General features: G+C 55.8%; 13 protein-coding genes and 1 pseudogene. 1 reads left to right on the top strand and 13 read right to left on the bottom strand.

Annotation, left to right across the window (positions count from 1 at the left end; translation table 11 throughout):
• The first annotated feature begins 32 nt into the window (after positions 1–32).
• Positions 33–731, top strand: coding sequence for a hypothetical protein (locus JIN84_RS12205; RefSeq protein WP_200351318.1), 699 nt, complete (start codon positions 33–35; stop codon positions 729–731).
• Positions 732–1377: 646 nt separating this feature from the next.
• Here JIN84_RS12205 and JIN84_RS12210 read toward each other — a convergent pair.
• The 13 genes and pseudogenes from JIN84_RS12210 to JIN84_RS12265 form a co-directional block, all read right to left on the bottom strand.
• Positions 1378–4359: a glycosyltransferase family 4 protein gene (locus JIN84_RS12210; RefSeq protein ID WP_325099592.1), complete on the bottom strand. Its 2982-nt coding sequence runs from the start codon at positions 4357–4359 to the stop codon at positions 1378–1380.
• 141 nt (positions 4360–4500) lie between these two features.
• Positions 4501–5199, bottom strand: a pseudogene (locus tag JIN84_RS23530) (glycosyltransferase); the annotation flags it as partial.
• Between the two features lie 25 nt (positions 5200–5224).
• Positions 5225–6499, bottom strand: a complete 1275-nt coding sequence (locus JIN84_RS23415; protein ID WP_200351320.1) for an FkbM family methyltransferase — start codon at positions 6497–6499, stop codon at positions 5225–5227.
• 14 nt (positions 6500–6513) lie between these two features.
• On the bottom strand, positions 6514–7113 hold the full coding sequence (locus tag JIN84_RS12220) for a hypothetical protein (protein WP_200351321.1): 600 nt from the start codon (positions 7111–7113) through the stop codon (positions 6514–6516).
• A gap of 192 nt (positions 7114–7305) precedes the next feature.
• Positions 7306–8691, bottom strand: a complete 1386-nt coding sequence (locus tag JIN84_RS12225; RefSeq protein ID WP_200351322.1) for a hypothetical protein — start codon at positions 8689–8691, stop codon at positions 7306–7308.
• Positions 8692–8766: 75 nt separating this feature from the next.
• Complete coding sequence (locus JIN84_RS12230) at positions 8767–12309, bottom strand: capsular polysaccharide export protein, LipB/KpsS family (protein WP_200351323.1); 3543 nt, start codon at positions 12307–12309, stop codon at positions 8767–8769.
• A 299-nt stretch (positions 12310–12608) separates the two neighbouring features.
• Positions 12609–13298, bottom strand: a complete 690-nt coding sequence (locus JIN84_RS12235) for a sulfotransferase family 2 domain-containing protein (RefSeq protein ID WP_200351324.1) — start codon at positions 13296–13298, stop codon at positions 12609–12611.
• Between the two features lie 19 nt (positions 13299–13317).
• Positions 13318–15588, bottom strand: a complete 2271-nt coding sequence (locus tag JIN84_RS12240; protein WP_200351325.1) for a capsular polysaccharide export protein, LipB/KpsS family — start codon at positions 15586–15588, stop codon at positions 13318–13320.
• Entirely contained in the window at positions 15578–16702 is a 1125-nt protein-coding gene (locus JIN84_RS12245; protein WP_200351326.1) for a KpsE/RkpR family capsule polysaccharide export protein, read from the bottom strand. The genes JIN84_RS12240 and JIN84_RS12245 overlap by 11 nt, the downstream gene beginning before the upstream one ends.
• Complete coding sequence (locus JIN84_RS12250; RefSeq protein WP_200351327.1) at positions 16699–17529, bottom strand: ABC transporter ATP-binding protein; 831 nt, start codon at positions 17527–17529, stop codon at positions 16699–16701. Before JIN84_RS12250 ends, JIN84_RS12245 begins: the two co-directional genes overlap by 4 nt.
• A gap of 12 nt (positions 17530–17541) precedes the next feature.
• Positions 17542–18339 (bottom strand): ABC transporter permease, encoded by a 798-nt coding sequence (locus JIN84_RS12255; RefSeq protein WP_200351328.1) that lies wholly within the window; start codon positions 18337–18339, stop codon positions 17542–17544.
• 21 nt (positions 18340–18360) lie between these two features.
• A complete protein-coding gene (locus JIN84_RS12260; protein ID WP_200351329.1) occupies positions 18361–18843 on the bottom strand; it encodes a DUF1353 domain-containing protein in 483 nt (160 codons plus the stop codon).
• A 14-nt stretch (positions 18844–18857) separates the two neighbouring features.
• Positions 18858–19853 (bottom strand): SLBB domain-containing protein, encoded by a 996-nt coding sequence (locus JIN84_RS12265; protein WP_200351330.1) that lies wholly within the window; start codon positions 19851–19853, stop codon positions 18858–18860.
• Positions 19854–20095: the final 242 nt, after the last annotated feature.

Below are 20095 nucleotides of genomic sequence, written 5' to 3' on the forward strand. Positions count from 1 at the left end.
CGGCCATCTGACGGACTAAAAACAGGAAAACTATGGAAATTGCTGAAACCAAGAATTTGAAGCCGGTGGTCATTTCATCGCAGCGAAGCGGATTGAATTTCCTGCGCGTCTGCATAGAATCATTGACCGGCCGGCGGACACCGGGGAAGCCCTTGCTTGTCGAGACAGGCTCGCCGGTGTTTGTGCGAACGCATGATTCGGCGAATATCAGCAAGAAGGGGGAAGGTTCGTGGAAGGAAATCGACGATGAGCTGGTCCAAGGCAGAAAGGTGGTTCTGCTGATCCGTGATCCTTTTGAAATCTATGCCCGCGAACTGAAAATTGCCAATCCGGCCGCCGCCCGGTTCAAGTTGGAAATTTATATATCGAACCTGAACCACTTCTGTTCGCTTTCGGGATGTGAAAAAAGACATTTCCATTACGAGGATTTCACCATGGCCCCGGAAAAAATGGCGGAGGTGATCGGGTTCCTCGGAGTGCCCGCCGGCAACGGGCAGAAAGCAGACGAGGTTGGCGTGAGGGCGGAATGGGACAAGATGCGGCAGATCGGCAAAGATTTGTATGACATCAATCAAAAGAATGCGGGTGGCAGCATGAGCTTGAATGCGGAAAACCGTCTCGGCTTCCATCAGGCGACCCTGTCCTCGGTGGACCGGAATTTCGTGGCTGGCCATATCCACGAAAAGGTTTCCGTTGCCGGACGAGCCATTCTCGACCGCTATCTGGCATAGGTCTGAGACAGTTCCCCGGATAGCATTGGCTTCGGATGTTCCTGCCAAGGTGCTGGCGTCTACAGTTTCGGAAATCGACACTGATCCCGCCGACCAAGCTGGGTGTGAAAAACTGGATGTTTTTTGAAGTCCGCAATGCCGTCGGCCGGGCTCACGATCCTAACCCGGGAACTACCTTATCGAAGTGACCAAGCGGTTGCCGCGCGACGCGGTATCTGAACAGACTGTCTCGGCCACACCCGCCCGAATCACTGCTGAACTCCTGACTCCGACCGGGAACGCCAGCCGCCTGGCCGGAATTCCGATTGAACGATAACCAAGGCGGACGAATTCAGGACGCCTGCGAAAGACTGTCAAACGAACATGTGGGTTTCATGCGAGGTTCCGAGCGGGCCTTCTTCTCGTTTGGCTTCGTCTATTGCCTCAAGAAATTCGAATATGTTGCCTCGGGGCAACTTTTTAAGTTCATCTATCGGCATTTCCCATCACTCGCTTGTTGGCAAGCGGTCAGTGACCTCCATTGGAAAACGTACCCGGATCCGGTGCGAAGGCATTTCTCCTGTGATTTCATAGGGAGGGATCGGCGGATATGCCGCTGACACGTGGCGTTTTCTGTAAATGCGAAGGGGGATCCCGGCAAAAAGCATCACTTGCCGGACAGGTTTCTCGTCTTTTGATAGATCGTCGCGGATATCTCTGGGAAGGATTCGGTGATTTCAGATGCTTCTGTTTGGGCGGGGTTCGAGGCGAAAGCGACAAGCTCGGTGAACAGCCTCTCGTAATTACGTGCCTGTCGATGTAGCGGCAGGTGTTTCTCCGCGTAGTCTCTGCAATTTTTGCTCATGTCGGGAGCTGTGAGCACTTTTGCTATCGCCGACGCAAAACCTTCGACATCGCCCAATTCACAGGTGTAGCCGGTCACTCCGTTGATCGCCATGTCGGGAATCGCACCGGTCCGGAATCCGACGACGGGCGTGCCACATGATATGGATTCCGCGGTGGTATTGGAGAATGTTTCTTCCAATGAAGGCACGATCACAACGTCTGCGGCGGAGTAGGCGTAGGACAGTTCTTCAGTGTCGTGTATGTAGCCGAGAATGTGGGTATCGAGAGAGATTTTTTTCGTGGCCGGCGTCTCTCGTCCGATGAGCAAGACGAGGGGAGCCTCTCCCGGCAGCATCGCCTGGAGCCGCGCCAACGCTTCGGAGGCTTCGCGAAAACCTTTCACTTCACTTGAAAAGGACGGCGCATAAGCGATGATTTTTCGATTCAAGGGCAGCTTGAGACGTTCACGGGACAGGGCTTTTCCTCTTGGAACAAAAACCTCGGTTTCGATCGAATTGCTGATTACTTCAATCCGGCAATCGCGAAACTCAGGAGCTCTTCGCAAGATTTCAGCGGTATGATTGCTGAGGGCTACGAGGGTCAGGTTCTTGAAATTGTAAGATCTTCGCTTTGCCTTGAGCGTCCTCGCGGGAAGATTATCCATGTCGTCAACCAACTGCGGACAATCATCACATTCCTTGGTCCATCCGTCGCAGCCGTGGAAGTAATGGCATCCGCCTGCGATGGGGTGCATGTCCCGGACGGTCAGAACCACGGGCTTGCCGCTGTGGGTCAGAGACGCGATGTTCTCGATCGACAGAAACCTCGCGGTCCAGTGCAGGTTGATGACGTCTGAATCTTCGATCCAGCTTTTCAGGCGGCTGTTCAGAATGACAGGCTGATCGACTGTAAAGATGGTCAGATTCGGCCAGCTGTTCGAAGGGGCCTGCAGGCTTTTCCATCCCGCCGCCTTCATCGTCGGATGGGGAATGTAGCGGACACCGGTCTGACCACGGTGGCGGAGACTCGTGGTGTGGAGTGTGGGGTTGACAACCGGGCCGAGAACCAGACCCCGGTGCAACCTGTAGGCCGCATAGCCCGCTCCCTGCGAAGTGCTTGTGCTGAACAGCGCGGCTTCTATCTTGCGCCGCGTGATCCGCAAGATCGATTCACTCAGGGAGACAAGCTGTTCCTTTTCATCGAAACAGGCGAGCCGCGAGTCGGCATAGCCTCCATTGTCATCAAACGTTGAGGGATCCGCCACTGCCGCGAGAATGGCCTCCGCGAGAGCGTTCGAATCGCCGTGGGGAACGATACGGGCGAATTGATTGCACCCGCCGATCACTTCGGGCACTCCGCCGGCATCGGTTGCGATGACGGGCAGGCCGGCCGCGATGGCTTCAAGGACAGACATTCCGAAGGTTTCCGTGCGCTTCTGACCATCACTGCTGTGTGTGGAGGGGTGGACGAACAGATGGAACCGGCTGTAAAAGTCCGGGTCATCTTCAAAATTGACAAAGGGAATCAGGTTTACCTCTTCGAGCAAATCCAACGCCGCGATCTGATCGCTGATTTCCTGGAGCAAGTCCGCGCCGTTGGCATAGACGATGGTCAGTTCGAATTTCGCCGGCGACCGTCCCTTCAAGAGAGATAGCGCCTCGATCAGATGTTTATGGCCCTTCCATTCGATAAGCCGGCCGACCGCCAGTATTTGTAACGGCTTTTGGGGAGATGGAGCCACCGCCTCACGCCGATGCGATCGGAAACGTGGGTGAATGCTGTTGTGGACTAGGTCGATTTTCTCGCGAGGAACTCCAAAAGAGATCAATTTGTCGCGGAGATAACCGGAAACCGTGGTGAAACGGGTGTCATGGCGGGAAATGTAATCCCTTGAAATGTAGTCGTGGTAATCCTTGTCCTGTCCCAGTGAAAAGACATCTATCCCATGCGTCATGCTGAGCAGCGGTATGTTGATGCCAAGCGGGCCGATGCGCTGTGCCAGTTTCCAGGTGTTCAGGGCGAAATGGCCGATCACGAGATCGGGGGCCAGGGAGGCAAAAAGGTGCTCATAGAGGGCGTTCCTGACCGGTGCCCGCAGATCTTTCCAAGGAATGTGGATGGCCTTGGCATACGGGCGCTCCGTTGCGAGCTTCTCATGTTCAAACAATACAAAGTTGTCGAACCGGGTCTGGTTTTCCAGACGAAGAACCAGATCATAGATGAAGGTTTCGGATGGTGCGGAAAAAACCGTCACAAAATGCAGGATTGTCCGCAGCGCGGTTTTTTTCCGTTTCTCCAATGCCCGGTTGATTCTGGAAACATGTTCGGAAAAGCAACCGTGTCCGGCACGGTGGCGGATTGCGTCCAATGGAATGCCGAGCTGTTTGCAGGCTGTCAGGTATATCGGGAAAAATCCCCGCGGGTCCTTGTCCGGGATGATGAAGTTTTCACGATCGCGGAAGCAGTATTCCATGTAGCAGGACAAGGCCTCGGTAAAAGATGTCTGATCCCGATGCCTGTTTGCGATGGTAAGGACGGCGTTGATCCGATTCGGATTGAAACGCAGAAGATAGATCTCCTTCGCTTTCTCCTCATCGAGGAAGTCGTATTGCGAAAGGTAGCCTCTGATCGCCTCGGTGATGAAGAGATCACGGGTCGCGCCGGAAGAGCCTGACGACAGTCCGCCTTCCGAGAAGACCAGCAGTGGTTCGGACAAGTGGTCGAACGGGATGTTTTTTAAAAAAGCTCCACGCATCCACATGGCATCTCCCATGATGGTGTAATTTTCCGGATAGGGGCCCACAAGGTCATAACAGTTGCGGTGGGCCAGAAACGTGCCGTGGTTGAGATTCAGGTGGCCGAGGAGGATTCCGGGATTCGCGCCGCGGCTCTTTACCGGTTTTTCTCCATGGATGTAATCGGTGGAAACCAGCAGGCTTCCTCTTTCCATGGCGAGGGCCACGGTCTTGCTGACAAACGCGGGGTCGTACTGGTCGTCGGAATTCAGCAGGCAGATATAGCGGCCGCGTGCGAGCCGGATGCCTTTGTTCATCGCGGGATATATGCCGAGGTCCGGTTCGGAGACGAAATAGTCGATCCGGTGCGCGTTTTCCCGGATGATTTTCAAAGTGGGTTCGTCACTTCCGCCATCGATAACGATGGACTCCACGTTGGGGTAGTCCTGTGAGAATACCGAAGCGAGGCAGCGCTCCAGTGAAACGGCGTTGTTATACACTACCGTTATTATGCTTACGAGGGGGCTTCCGGTGGCGCATGATCTTGCTTTTCCCTGCAGCCGGAGACCGCCTTCCGCCTTGCGCCGGCGGGTTGTGTCCGGACAGCGGTCGTGGATTCCGCAGAAGGTGGACTTGGGACCGGCGGGATGGACCGGCGGTGTTGTTGCCGGCTGGGCGGCATGTGGTCGGGGGCCGCCGTTTCCCGAGGCCGGGTCCGCCATGCGAAGCTTGGTTGCCTTGTCGTGGAACCGATCTGATTCCCGCTGCCTTCCCAGCAGGCGCATGATTTCGGATTTCTTTTCGTAATAGATGAAGAATTTGTCGTGTTTCGCGATCGCGTTCTCAGTCAGCTCGAGAGCCGCGGTGTGGTCTCCGCAGGCGATCAGTCGGTTGATTTCCTGAATCATTGTTAGATTGGGATGTTGTGCCGCATCAAGAGTGCTCCGGTTTGAAATACCAGTCGTCCCATTGCGCCTCCTGGCAACGGTAGCCCCGGCTTTCGAGCAGCTTGCGGATTTTTTCGCGTTGGGCGGTGAAATTATGCTCGATGGTCAGATATCGAATATCCCATCGTTCGAATGGAAATGTTTCGAGAATGGAAAACTCGCTGCCCTCGGTATCGATACTGAGATAGTCAATGATCCTGGGGGCGCGGTGCTCGACCAGGAAGTCATGAAGAGATATGGTTGTGAGAATGGCGGTATTTCCATTGTCCGCATAAGCTTGGCGCTTGTCCTTGTGATTGTCGCTATCCGCATCACGGGCCATGCCGCCGTAGGCCTCTGCGAAGATGAATTCCACACGCTCGCCTGTGATGGGACCGATGCAGGCTGGCGATACAATACAACCGCGGTTCTTCTCCAGCTCGCGGAATGACGTGGGATTGGGCTCGGCGCAAATGCCGTTCCACCCGAATTCCTTTTCGAGCATGTGGGTATTGCTGAGCAGGATGCCGTCGGTGGCTCCGAACTCGACGAAAAAGCCGCCCCGCTTGTAGCTGGTTTTTTCAAGCACCCAAAGTTCCTGACCAATCTGCGAACTTGCGCGGTTGCTCAGATTTTTCAGCCAGATTGCTTCGGATTCCGCGATATCTCCGTCAGGCGCCGGTTCGTCGGATGTATGGCCGCGCAACTGGCCTCGTTTCAAGGCCATTGCGAGTTCGTGGTTCAGGAGTCCGACTTCGGATTTCAGGATCGCGATGAGCGCTCCCTCCCGGCTGGAGTCTGGAGATAGGTTTTGAAGGGCGGTGATCTGCCTTTCCACGATTGCTGTCGCCTCTTGCAGCAGGTTCAAGTTCGCAAGCTCCCTGATGGTGCGGTCCTGGCTTGTGAAGAGACTTGGCGGCTCGTTATTGCGCATCACGGCCTGTTGGAAATGTGATGCCATCCGCTCGTGATCCGCCGCGAGGGCCGAGCAACGGCCCAGCGTGTTATGAACACCGGAAATCAGTATTCGGGCGAGATCGGTTTCTTCCGCCCCCCAGCTGATCGCGAGGCGTGCCCAAAGCAACGTGGCCTCGCGGTCTCCCAGTTGGTGGTGGGATGACGCGACGAGCAGCGCCAACTGGGCGCGCCTTGGATGCTGCTCGACGGTTGGTTGGGAGATTCCGCTCAGAAGTTTCCATTCCCCCTGGCGCCATTGTTCCAAGGCTTGCTCCGGCAGACGATCCGGGGATGCGGCCGGGGAAACCCGCGGTCTTGCAGCCACTGAATGAGGTTGGTTCATTGAGGTTCCGGTAATAACAGCTCTTTGATGGACGCAAGCTGGCGTTCCGCCAAGCAAATCTGCTCACGCTGCGATTCCATCCGGGACTTCACCTCTTGTAATTCGCTTTCCAGCTGGTCGATGCGGGACTCGTGGGCCTTGAAGCTCCTGACATAAATGGCGGTGTGAAACGCCGGATGGCGTTCTGGCTCCAGCAGAACGCAGTGAAATCCCTGTGCCGACAAGCAGCGATCAACCGCTTTCTTGTTGGAGTTAGGAACGGAGTAGGACGTGTCCGCCACCACCCGGGCCATCACCACATCCAGCCGGTGAAGGGCCGGATGTATTTCCTGGAGAAGCAGTGCCGCCGGCAGGCAGTCGATGAAGAGCCAGTTGGGTGGCGTCTGGCGGTTCCGGATGAGTGCGGCCATTGTCACCTCCATTGTTTCACTCCCGGTCCGATCAGCCGGAACTTCACACACGTCAGGCCAGATTTTCTGGAGTGCGGCCGCCGGCAAGAGGCAGCTCTCGGCGGAGTTGCTCAACTGGTAAAAGCGGGAGGAAACGGATTCCGTGGTGACGACTCTGTTCAGTGTCTCCCAATCCGCTTTGATCATCGGGTTTTTCCGCAGGGCGGAGAATCGGTTGGGATCGGCTTCAACCAGGCAGACCTGGTCGGGAGACTGTTGCCGGAGCCAGCGGATGAACGGACTTGTTCCCGAGCCGGATCCAACCACGAGGACGGTCTTCGGGGGGGCTACCAGACCCAGGATGTCCAGCAAGGAGGAATGTGATACGGTGGACATGTGTCAGGAGGGGCGCGAGGTGGGTTTTGAAACCTTGTTCCGGGATGCGTGGAAGTCCCGGTATTCCCGATGGATCAGGAACGGCAATTTCAACCAGGAAAGCGGTTTCGCTCCATGTTTTACCAAGACGTTGCCGACGCGGTATGACAACTGGTTTTTGATGCGGTCGGCTTCGGCCGCGTCCGCGGATGTTTGAATTGGCTGGAGCTTTTTACCTGGAGATTTGCGAAGTTGCCGGCGGTGCGCGCTGATCACCTTGGCTAAGGCAAAAGGCATGCTCAGGCACCCGCCGGGTGTGCGGGATTTTTCAACAACTGTTTTGCCTACTTTGTAGGATAACTGTTGTTTGACGCGATCGGCCGCCTCCGAGCATCGCCCATCCCGAGAGATGGATACTGGCTTCTGCCACCTCTTGTCTTTGAGGTAAAATTTTTCGAATTCCTCCTGCAGCTGATGGAGCTGGGTGATGAGCAAAAAGCGTTCGTTGTGGAGTTGTGTGATGGTGGCACAAGTCGCGCGACGCTGTGCGATCAAAGCCAGCCATGCCGCCGCACCCCGATCCGCCGTGGGTTTGAAGGCTGGCAAAGGAAAGTGAGCGTTCGCTTGAAGCTCATCGTACATCTGTAGACAGGCGGTCTTGTCTGAAAGGACATGATCGAGGATAAACGACTCGGCGGCTTCCGCGCGGAGGGATGTCATGGCGGCGTCCGGGTCGACCGTATGAACGGCCAAGGCATCCTGCAGGGCCGGGGTTTTTGGCATGGGCGGCATGGAACGCGACGATGCCGGAATGTTGGGGGAGGAGGGAGAGGGGGAGATGGAACTTCCGAGTTTTTCCAATTCCGAAAGGAAAAAATCGGGTGCTGCCAGAATTTGGCGGGCATTTGCCAAGAGGCAGCGATCTGGATTACGCAGGAAAAAACGGAGAAGCGCGCCATTGTAGGCGGTCCAATTGTCCAATAAAAACCGGAGGCGGGTTTCGTCAGGCTCGGCGGCTTCGTAAAGCATCGATTCCGAAAGGGAATGATGGGGCTCGTCATAAATGAGCGCGAACACCGTCTTGGAATCAAACGAACTCCAGTATTCCAGACAAAAAATCGCCTGGGTATCCGCCCATCCCCAAAGGCCCTGGCCCACGTTCCCCAGCGTCAGATCAAGAGGAAGGTCATTCCATAGCGGATCAGCGGGAATTTGCTGGAAATCTGCTTCGTCCGTCAAATTCCCAGCCGGAGGTATTTGATAGGCGGAACACAGGGAGCGTGTGATTTCTTTTGGGAGCAGGCGCTCGCGTCGTGATGGCCGCGGTGGGTTCATCCCGCTTTTCTCCAGACATTCCTCTACATCCGTAGCCGTGGTTTGCGAGTGTCCGATGATAATGACCTTGTTCATAGAGAAATGTTTGGAATTTGAGACTGCGGTGCGAGGCTCCCCACCGAGACACTTGTGTGGCAGAAAGGAATGGTTTTAAATACCATTGGCAAGGCAATTAATGGACGATCGTGTGTCGCTGGAAGCTGTGTCAGAATGTCCTCGTTGAAAGAGCAGCAGCTCGCCGGTTTGCCCAAAGTCCGGAGGAGTGGGGACATGGTGGAAACCAGCGGAGAGCATGTCGGTTTGCATGGATCCGGCATTCCCTATTCCATGTCGAGTGTGGCAGTTTGAGACCCTGACGGCGATCCACTGGAATCTCCGCAGCACTTCATGTGGAGTTGCTGCGAGCGCGGATGCTTCAAATTCGTTGAGTTCGAGCACGAGCAGATTGCCAGGTCCGGCCATGTCGATCCCGTCACAGATTTCACTTATGGTTGTCGTTGTTACAGTGATTTTTTCGGCAGCTTCGAAATTGGGAAGATGCTCCAGGCATGGGCGGGGTGGATCCAACGACAAGAAGATCTGATCCCTGCTGTCTTCCCTGACATTCCTGTAAATTACGGCCGTTTTTTCGCATGCTTTTTCGGCCACCACGGCTTGCCGAACCCGGATGCGGCCTGCGGCGTCTTCAAATTTCCGGAGCTTGGCAACCTCCTCCCCGAGTGCCTCCACCAAAACCATCCGGCGGGCGCCCAACCGGAGATAATCCTCCAGTTCTCCGCAAGGCCCCGCGCCAAGATGGACGACCGTATCGAGACAGTATGTTGTCTCGGATACCTTGAGAAGCGCGCTCCGCATGCTTGCTGGCCGGCTGTTCCGGCCATAGGGCAGCAGCAGGAGTTTGACGTTCGCTGTGAAATCCGATTGCTCCTCGGAAGGAACGATGCTGTCTCCGATCCGCCGGCCGGGTGTCGCCAGCAGCGTGACGATTGCGTCCTTCAAATCGGCGGCCACCAGATCACTGTCAAAGTTCGCCAGCGCGTAATTTTTTCCATTCCGTCCGACTCTGGCACGAGTCTCAGGTTCCGTGCTCGCGGCGATCCCTGCCGCCCATGCTGTAGGGCTGTCGCCGTCCATGAGGAAGGCATTCACGCCATGTTCCAATGACTCGCCGAACCCGCAGCGACAGGTGAGTATCGGCTTGCCCATGGCCATCGCCTTGACCAGCCGCGACGGCAGGCGGAACCGGTTGAAAGTGTCGGGGAGGCCGGGCGAACAAACAATGTCGCAGGCCTTGAGCATGGCCATGTAGTCGCCGTCGTCGGCCAGATCGGGTGATGCGAATTCAATTGTGGAATGGAGGCGTTCGCGCGCCATGCCTGCCACAGGCAGCGCGGACCGGCCCGGGGTGACCACGAGCGCCAATGGAGTGCTCGTACCGGTTGCCGCAATGTTAAGCGCGGTGAGAAAAACCGCATATTCATTGGAGTAATTATATAAGGCTCCTCCGATAAAGATGACCACCCTGTCGGAACTGATGCCATGACGTGCCAATACGAGGTCCCGTTCCTCGCCGCTCAACGGGGTGCGGTTGAAGTCTTCTTTCGATGCCACGGGAGGGACCACCAGGGTGGGGACCCCGTATTCCCTGGCGAGTCTTTGTGCGAAGGGATGCCAAATCGCCGTGTGAAGCGACGCAAGCCGATAGCATAAAGCGCGCGTGACCGGTTCAATCCATCTGTCGTAGCTGGGGTCGAGAAAGACAGACAGGCTGTGTTTGAGGTCGATGGCCCCCAGATAGTGGATGATTTCATCCTGGGTGATGACCGGTTTATCCAACAAGGGCAGGACTTTGCCGGCGGCGGTTCCCTGCCTGATCTCGTAAATCTGAAGGTCATCGTCCTCGGACTGCATGACGAGGCGCGCGCCGGTGAGGTGGATGATTTCGAGGGCCGCTCGTTGGACTCGGGAGCGCACGCCATTGGCATATACGATATGAGGCGAAAAGCCGATGACATCCGCACGGACCTCCGGTGAGAGCGATGCGCCTTCGAAGGGATAGGAGCGCCATTTCAGTCCGTTGTCGAAAGGTTTGCAGTATCCCTCCGCCAGGACATTGACTTCGCAGCCCAGACGCAACAGAGATTCTCCCAAGGTTTGGATATAGCGTCCCGTGGCTCCGTTTCTGGCGCTGGGAATAACAATCAGAATCCGTATCGGAGAAGTCGGCTGGACGGTAGGAGAAGGATGTGTTGTATCTCCGTCCTCCGTATGGTGGTCGCTTGTTGGCGGGGAGGCATCGGTACGGTCCCGCGTGTCGGCGAGATGTTGGAGGTAGTCTTCAATTTCAACGCAGCCCTTCCCGGGAAGGGAGTATCTTGAATGCCTGATGTAAAGGAGATGAAATATCTCCTCCAGGGAACGGTTTCTCCTACGTGCCGGTGCGGGTATGTGATCGCGGGTCAGCCCCCATCCCGCGTAGAATGGAATTCCGAAACAATGAACTTCCTTTCCTGCCATCAAGGCTTCGAATCCCAAATGAGATGTGCAGACAAATACCAGATCGACCGCCTCAAGCAGGCAGTAGGGATTCACGTCGAAGTCAATGACAGCAACCTGGGGAGGAAGGCTGGCGGGTAGCAGTTTCGTTAGATATGATTCCGAATTTTTGTTGATTGTCTCGGGATGGAGCTTCACCAGGATATCAAAATCCGAATGTGCCAGTGCGGATTTCCACATCCTCAGAAAACTCATGCCGCAGCCGAATCCGTGATTGACGGTGGGGGCTGAAACCGGTTGGTCGACCAATAGAATCCGTTTCCGCCCCTTGCTCGCGATACGGCTGTGGAGATCGATGCGGGGATGGGACTCCAATTTTGAAATACGCCACGAAACAATTTTCTGTGAAATCCCCGTGGCCCGGAGCTTCTGTTCATCGGTCAGACGATACTCGTCCGAGTTGAGTGCCGACTGTATTGAAGATGGATTGGATGCATCATAATATGCCGCTCCCGTGGTGATCAGGATGGATCTTTTTTGCGCGGGTCCCGCACCTTCTTCCGGTGGGCGGACGAAACCGTCCTGCAAAATGAGGTGTGTCTTCCCATCCCTCTCCGCTTGTTGGGAGGCCAGGAGATTCATGTCGTGATTTCCGCCCGCCCAGCTGGTGAAGACGTTGATCCTGCCAGCTTGCATATTGCTGTCATATGGGGCGACATAGTCAGCGAAATCCAACAACTCCGGCAGCGGATGATATGGATTTTTCAGCGGGAAGGGAAGCGAGCACGTGCCTTGGGAGAACGGCTCGAAGAAGTCTTCAAACAGGTGTTTTGTGTAAGCTCCATCCGGGATTCCAGATGGCGGGGGTGTCATCGGCCGCTTGCGGAAGGAGATGCGCGCAAGTTTTTGCTTCAGAGCGGCATCGTCCGGGTGAATGGCCAGGCCTAGTCGAAGGATTTCTCCGGCCTGTGAGAATTCCGCTTGGGAGGACGAGATATCCGCCAAGGTCGTGAATGCCTTGACCGGAGCTTTGTCCCCTCCCATCTCGACAACGCGTCTCCAACGCTTCTGACGCGTCGATGAATCCGAGGTTGAATCGGCTATCCTCGCATGAATTTGAGCGAGCCATAAATTGTCCGGCTGGCGGGCAAGTCCCTTCGAGCAGAAGTGTTCCGCCGTTTTGAAATCCCCGGCCATCCGGGCTTCTTCGGCGAGTTGGCGGAAAATTTCCGGTGGACAATTCTGATCACCCTTGTTTGTCAGAATGGTCCTCCAATCCAGGGTGACAAGGTCTTCGGGGGAGGAAGTCTTTGCTTTCCGTCCGAGCATCCTGCGAATGAATGCCGCGAGGCGGGCGGGTGTGGATTTTCCGTGAATCTGGCCTAGCTTGGAAATATCCTTTTTACCATGGCTCATAAGGTCGGTGAGAGAGAGGCGTAATGGATCCTTGGATTGTGGTGTGATCGCATGATGGCATCTCCCGGCGGCTTGGCAAGTCAAGGACTGTGTTTGCCGGCCCATTTCTCCCGGATGTCGTCAAAAGAATAGAATCTGCTCAACAGCCGATAGTCTTCCTGATAGTACCGGCGTAGCTTTTCAAGTTCCGAAGCGGCGAGGCTGGAAACATCGATTTTGGGACCTCCGGATTGCGAGTGGCGGATCGGAACCGCGTGATTTGTTATTTCAGAGAGATCATCGCCGAGCTCATCCATGGATTCGATGCGATAGACTTTTGAAAAAAAGCCAAGGTCGGTGACAAGTGAGGACTGAGGGCGCGTGTGAATGAGGATGGAAGGGATTTTTTGATATTTCTCCAAGTGCCTGATGAAGGTGCTCAGGTCCGGATCCAGCTCGAAGTCCCCAGGCTTGATTTTCAGACGTTTTTTCTTGTCCGCCAACAAGCGGACCTTTTCTTCTGAAAGCTCCCGATGGTGGATGACCCTGTTCGAGTAGGCGGAGAGGAAGCGCTTGATAGGATCCCTGATCACAACAAAGCGGAATGCGGCCTTGTCGATTTCCACGGAGTTGTGTCTGTAGTAATGATGAATATGGGGCACGCCGGTGGCCGCGCTGGAGAATCTCACGCCGTTCTCCAACATGAACATCGCATGCTTGAGGGAGGTGTTCGCAACTTTCGGCAAAGGCAGGTAGCCAATGGAATGCTTGGAGCAGAGGATGCCTTGCATGGAACAGAAATGCTGGAATTCAGGGCTTCAGGCGGGCGATGAACCGTCTGTAGGGACGTTTGAAATAATTCAGGAAGAACGACTTGAACGGGCCGCGTTTGTGGATTCCGAGGTTTCCGAACCAATCCGGACTGGTTCCGATGGCGAGTCCCAGGCGTCCGTTGATGTAGGAGTCTTTTTGAATCCGGCTCATGGCGGAAGTCCTGCCCAGCGGCATGCTTGTCCCGTTCCAGTTGAAGTGGGTCACCATGATATCCTTATAGCCATGGGAGTTGCGGTGCTGGAATGACCTGATGTGATCGTCCGCCTTGAAAAACGAATATTTCCGGGTGAGAAGCCAGGCGAGGAATCTTTTCAAAACGGCGGGATCGGGGGGGGGGCAGTTCCCTCTGGCGATGAGATTGACCGCTTCATTGAAGCTGTCGGCCCGGTGGCCGGTGCCATGGACATTGTAGAACGCGTTGCCAATCGTGACGGTCGGTTTGCCGTGGATGAGGGAGAGCAGTCCGACCCCGGAGTTGTAACAAACGGTGAAGTCGCAGGTATCGATGACGGCATGCACGTTCTCCTGATTGTTGCAAACGATGATGTTTGGTTCACTTCCAGAAAAGACGTCCCGATTCAGGGGGTGGGCTTTCACCACGAAAACAATATCACCGTGAATTCGGGCGGTTTCGCGGATGGCTGCCTCGAATTCCGGATAATTCTGTGCCGCGCGGACAAATTTCGTGACAGCCAGGTCATCCGCCAGTTGCAAGGGGATGAAGATCTTTATTTTGTTGCCGGCCTCCAGCGGAGCGTATTTGCGGCGGGTTTCCCAGTAGCCATCGAGGGTTTCCAATGTCCATGCGCCGGTGCGGATTTTCTTGCAGATTTCTTCGGCCTTGCCGGTCGCCTCGTCATCAATGGTGAACGGGGCCGCATCATAATCCAGGAAATCAGGATCGTTGTATGAGACGTCCGGAGCGTAATAAATCGTCGAGGGAAGCGCGCCGCGTTCAACCACCACCACTTGAACCCCGCGCTCTTTGGCGAGCTGGTAAAGTTCATGAAATCCCGCATGGGATTTCATATACGGGTTGAAAATCATGAACGCATCTACCTGGCGGGAGTCGATCAGCTCGCGGGCCCGCTGGATCTCCTGTTCCGAATCGTCTTGTAGCACACTTAGCTCGTAGCCAAGCACGCGGAAAGGCAGGAAATATCCGTAGTGCTCGGGGTCTTTACAAACGCACAGAGCCTTTCGCTCCCGCGACAGGTGATCCACTTTGGCGAGATTCGAGGGAGGCCCGTCGTATTTGGCGACGGATTCCCGGAAGGTGTTCCTGTTCCAGTCGTTGAGATCCCGCCAAGGATCTCCAACGGGCGTCGGATGCCACAAGTGAAAGGTCTTGAAGCCCGTGGCTTCGGCGCGGTAGGACACCGCCTCACCGAGCCGCCGGAAACCCTGGTACGGGCGGGGTTTGAAAAAGCTGTCACGGACGGGGGACTGGCAGTCCGTGGTCAGGTCTTCAGGAAGCTCGACGCTCCGCGTATGCCGTGCGAAGCGGATCATCAGCTCGAAGTCTTCCGAGCCGTGGCCTCTGAACGTCGTGTCGTAACCACCCGAAATCATGAAAAAATCCCGGGTGCAAAGAAAATTGTTAGAGTATGGGGCGATGAATTCCGCGAACTCCCCCTTGGGGCCCTCCATCGCCAGGGCGCCGAGCTGTGCGAGGTACCGCGCGCGGCTTTCCGCAGGAACCTCAAAAAATTCGGCGCTCCGGTTTTCCGTCAGGTGATAGGCCGGGATATTGAGGACGATGTCCCGGATGATGGAATAATCATGCTGGATGGCATATCGCGCGAGATCTCCGAAGTGACCGGGCGTGCTGACGAAGTCGATGTCCGTGAAATAGAGTAGATCGGTGGTGGCTTTCTCGGCTCCTTCGTTTCGTGCGATGCTGAGCGAGAAAACCCCGTCGTCGTCGACCCGGTGGTAATCGAATCCATTGATTTCACATAGATTCCTGAGTGAATCCGAATAGGGCTCCTGAGAACCAAAATCCACAATTTGGAATCGCGGAGCGGGATCATAGAATCCCGGCAGCTTGGCCAGGCGATCAAGGACCCAGGGATTTTTGGCGTGAGAGCGGATGCAGATGACAGCGGTGATGTCAGCGCTGCTGTAATCACGTGGCGGGGTGAGGGTCCAAGCCGCGAAATTCCCTGATTGTTCCTGATAAGAAAACATCTGCTGCGTTGGGCCGTGGCGGTTGAATGATTCCTTGGCGGTTGGATCAGGGCGCACGTTCGAGAACGGAATGGACGAGAGCCTTCAGCACAAGAAAAAACAGGAATCCCACGACCAGAATGGTAGCGGTGGTATAAGGCCGTTTCGGCAGGTTGACGTCTTCGGGCAGGAACGGGGTCTGGATCACCGAAAAGAACCGGGACTGCGCTATGGCTTCCACACGGTTTTTTTCAAGAAGGGTCTCGGTTCCTGTCCGGAGCCTGATGGCGAATTCCAGCCTCAGCTCGAGTTGTTTGTATTGTGAAAGGATCTGGTTCAGGCGGTTTTGTTCAGGGCCCGAGAGTTTCGCCATTTCCACGTCGATCAGCTCGTTCAGGGAACGCAGCCGGCTGTTCAATGTTTCGACGCGTGGGGAGCTTGGCGAGTCCCGGCTGAGAGAGTCCACTTCGGCTGTCATCTTCAACTGCTCCATGCGGAGTTCATGCACGGTCTTCAGTTTGTCCATGATGACCTCATCGGGTCTGATGATGTTGTGCTTGTTTTGAAGGGCGATCAGCTCCGTGTTGACATCTTCAACGTGTTTGGCGGCCCGTGAGAGCTCGTTTTGGATGAAATCAAGACGCTGGTGGGCGATATTCTGATTCAGTTGGTTGATGAAATTTTCCGCCCTTTTCAGCACGTAGTCGGCGATGCGTTCCGACAGCACCGGATCAAAGGTGTCCACAGATATCTTGGTCAGCCCCGTATCTTTGTCATAGTGCGCCCTGATGCGGGAGCGGTAATATTTGAGGCGTTCTTCCAGCGGGGAATCCGCAGGAAGCCGGAAAACGAAGTCCTTCTCAGGCGAGCTGTAGTGTTTGATCAACGAAAACTCCTTTTCCAGATCCAGAAGAAGATCGGCGGAGTCGACAAAGCCTATCGCCAGTTGGGAATCAGAAGAACTCGAGTCCGCAATGCCGGGGATGACAAGCTGGGCCAATCCGGCCTCGGTAGCCGAAGAATCCTGCCTCGCGATTTTGAAGGAGGCGGACGACTCATAGCGGTCCTGCGTCATTGTCCATAGATAGCCGATGGCGGCCAGTATCAGGATCACATAGAGGACTGCCAAAGTGCGCAGCACGGCATGAAATTTTCCGGCCTTTTTGCGGGTGTGGATATAGGTGGCGGTCATTGCGGTGGTTGAGAGTTGCTATCGGGGTCCACGGCCGGTTGCGTGGATTGTGAATTGATCTGGGCTTCCTGTGCTGTCTTCTGAGCGAATTTGCTCTCGGCCATGCGGGTTTTCTTCGAATCGAGGCCCCGCATCGCCCCGTCCTTGCCGACCTTGTGGTTGTGGGCGCGGGCGTATTCCGCATAATGCGCGATCGCTTCCTCGATGTCCGGGTAGAAATCAGCCTTGCCATCCCGCAGGAACAGGCCGGATTGGCAGGATTCGCGGAGGGTGTTGATGTTGTGGGATACGAAGATCAGCGACGCATGACGGGAGATCCGGTTGAAAGCCTGTTTCGCCTTATTCTTGAAATTCGTGTCGCCTACGGACGTGAGCTCGTCGATCAGATAGACATCGAAGCGAAAGGCCATGGAGAGACCGAATCCCAAGCGTGCGCGCATTCCTGACGAATACGTCTGCACGGGCATGTCGAAATACTCGGCGATTTCCGCGAACTCACTCACCTGCCGGATCACCTGGCGGGTATCCCCACGGCTGAGGCCATTGATCTTGCAGACGAACATCACATTTTGTCGTCCCGTGAGAACTCCTTGAAAACCAGATGCCAGGCCAAGAGGCCACGAAATTTCGGAATCTGTCAGGATCGTACCGCTGTTGGCAGGTTCCGAACCGCCGATGAGACGGAGGAATGTCGATTTGCCGGCTCCGTTGGAGCCAATGACGGCGACGTTGGTGCGGCTTGGGATCGTGAGCGAAACATCGTTGAGAATGTAACGGACTCCGTGCCGGACCTCGTAATACTTGGTGACGTTTCGCAGTTCGATCATGGCGATCCGTTGTCAGTTTTGGGTGAGGAAGTTGCGGTTGAGCTGGAAAAGCGTGAGCCCCACCGCGGTGGTTACGATCGCAAATATGGCCGGGTAAAGCAGGTTGGCACCCTCGGCATGATAGAGTGGAAATAGCGCCTTTCTGCTCAGTTCGATCGTATGGACCAACGGATTCCAAAGCAGCCATTCCTGGGCCTGCCCCGGCATGGCGGAGATGGGAAACATCACCGCGGAGACAAACAGGAGCGGGCGCTGGATCACCAGCAAGATCTTCTCCACCTCGTTATAATGGGCCGCTCCGACGCCGAATATCAGCCCGAGACCGCAGCCGCTGAGCCAGGTCAGCAGATAGCAGATGGCAAGGGTGTCCAAATCCATGAAAGATATGTCTATGCCGACCCAAAGCCCGATCAGGCAGAAAACCGCGAAGGCCAGCACTGTGTTTATCAGATGAAAGAGAAAACGCGCGATGATCGGGTCCAATGGCCGGACGGTGGGGTAGACGAGCAGGCTTTGGCTTGACTCAAGGGCCTTCACCCCTCCTCCAAGCGGGCTGGTGAAGAGCCTCAGCAGGAGCATTCCATTGAGCACGAAGTAGGAGTATGGAATCTCGGGGACCGTGCGCCCGGCGATGGAGCCGATCAGCATGCCTACGATGACCACGCCCACCAGCGGTTCAAACAGCATCCAGAAAAAACCGAGCTTGTATTGGCCGAACTTGGTGGCCGTCTCACGGTTGATCAAGGCGCGGATGACCAGTATCTGGCTTGCCCAAGGAGATCGTTTGGGGATGGAAACCTGTGCACGCATAGGGATTGGCTGGGAAAAATGTCAACGCAGGCTCTTGGAAAGCGAGTAAGCGGAAACAGTGGCATGCATCAATCGGGCTTTGTGGGGAGGGACCCCGTATGCCAACAACAACTCATGGAACAATTGATCCGCCTGTGTCCGGCTGATGCCCGGCTGGGTGAAAAGCCAGTCATGGAAGACCGCGGCCCAGGTGGTGGAGTGCTCCACTCCGTCTCCGAGCATGCTTTTCATTTTCACCGGAGCCGTGATTCCATTTGAAGTGTAACCCGCGGGGACGTGCCAGTCACGCCCACCGACGCGGACGGTCCATGGCTTGCGAACCCGGTAGTGGCCGTTTTTCAGACGTTTGAGTTCAGGCGCATCAGGTGTTCCTGCGATCGTTGGTCCCGTGGCGGGACGGCTCTGGGCCGGCGTGCGATGGATTGGGATGGGCCGCCCCTCCGGGATGCAGCCTGACAGGATGAGCCAGGGCAGAGGTACAAGCAATGGCGACAGTTTCAACATTTCCGATGGTTTGGTCACTGACGGATGCGATCCAAGTTATAGGCGGCTTGAGAGAATTGGGAAACCGGCAACAGTTGCGAAATCAGCCTGCTCCAACGGGTGAGCGGAGCCTCGGTGACATAAACGATGTCTTCTCCCTTGATCGCGAACCGCTGTGTCAGCAGTACCGAGGCCGGGTCTTTCAAGTTGAGGGTGTAGACGGTGTCTGGGTTGCCCTTGCGGAACACGAAAACGCCGGAGGGGTCGGAGCGTCTCTCGTCAAATCCGGAGGCGGCGCCGATCGCATCCGCCAAGGTTGGGAATGGAACGGGAAATGGAACTGTCATCGGCTTGTTGATCGCTCCCATCACATGGAACCGGTGCGAGGTGTCCGAGTTCACGGTCAGCAGATCCCCTTCTTCAACAGGAAACGGGTTCGTTCGGAATCCTTGATAATCAAATACGTAATCCTGGCCATTCCGGCGGAGCGTGTATTTGTAAAGATGATCCGCCTCTATGGGGCCTCCGGAAACCGCGAGCAGGTCCAGCGAGGTGATCGAGCTCTTTTCCAAGGGGACGGGTCCGGGGTTCCTCACCTCGCCGATGACGTTGGCGGTGTGCGGGATGCGGGCGGTGCGGCCGACGGAGCCTTGGGCGGTCTTGGAAACCGGTCTCAATTTTTCGTCAAGTTCGGATGAAATATCGGCGGTGTCCCTGCCGATGACCTTCAGTTCGCCCACGTAGGGGATGTTCACTCTTCCGTCTTCCGGGACTTCGATCGGTCCGAAGGTGAACGGAGAGCCGTGGGTGGAGAACGGACTTTGTTCGGAAAGATCGGTGATGACGAACCGCAGGGAGTCTCTTGCCCTAACCTTATCCGAGTAAGCGCTTCCCTTGATGGGGGGTGGGGCATGTCCGATCCCGTAGTCGGAAGCAGGGCTGGGAAGATCCGCGCGGGAATGGATGTCGACGAGGTTGTAAGCAACCTGGCCTTCCTTGATCGCTGTTTTCTGCGGGCCTGGCTGGGACATGAACGCACATGACGCGAGAGGAACCAGAATTACCAAATTGACAATGCTTAGCGTGAACCGGTAGTGGGTCATGGAATGGGATTCAGTGGATTCTTCAGCAAGCACGAAGCTCGCGGTTTGCAATGTGCTTGCTCTACCAGGATGGCCGCTCAACGGCAGGCCCTTGAAGATGTTTTCGGACTTGCTGTCAAGCCTAGCGCGATAGCCCTTTTCACAATTCCGGCGGGCAGGAGAGGATTGAC

Origin of the sequence: Luteolibacter yonseiensis, from assembly GCF_016595465.1 — a bacterium.
In the GTDB taxonomy this organism is placed as follows: domain Bacteria; phylum Verrucomicrobiota; class Verrucomicrobiia; order Verrucomicrobiales; family Akkermansiaceae; genus Luteolibacter; species Luteolibacter yonseiensis.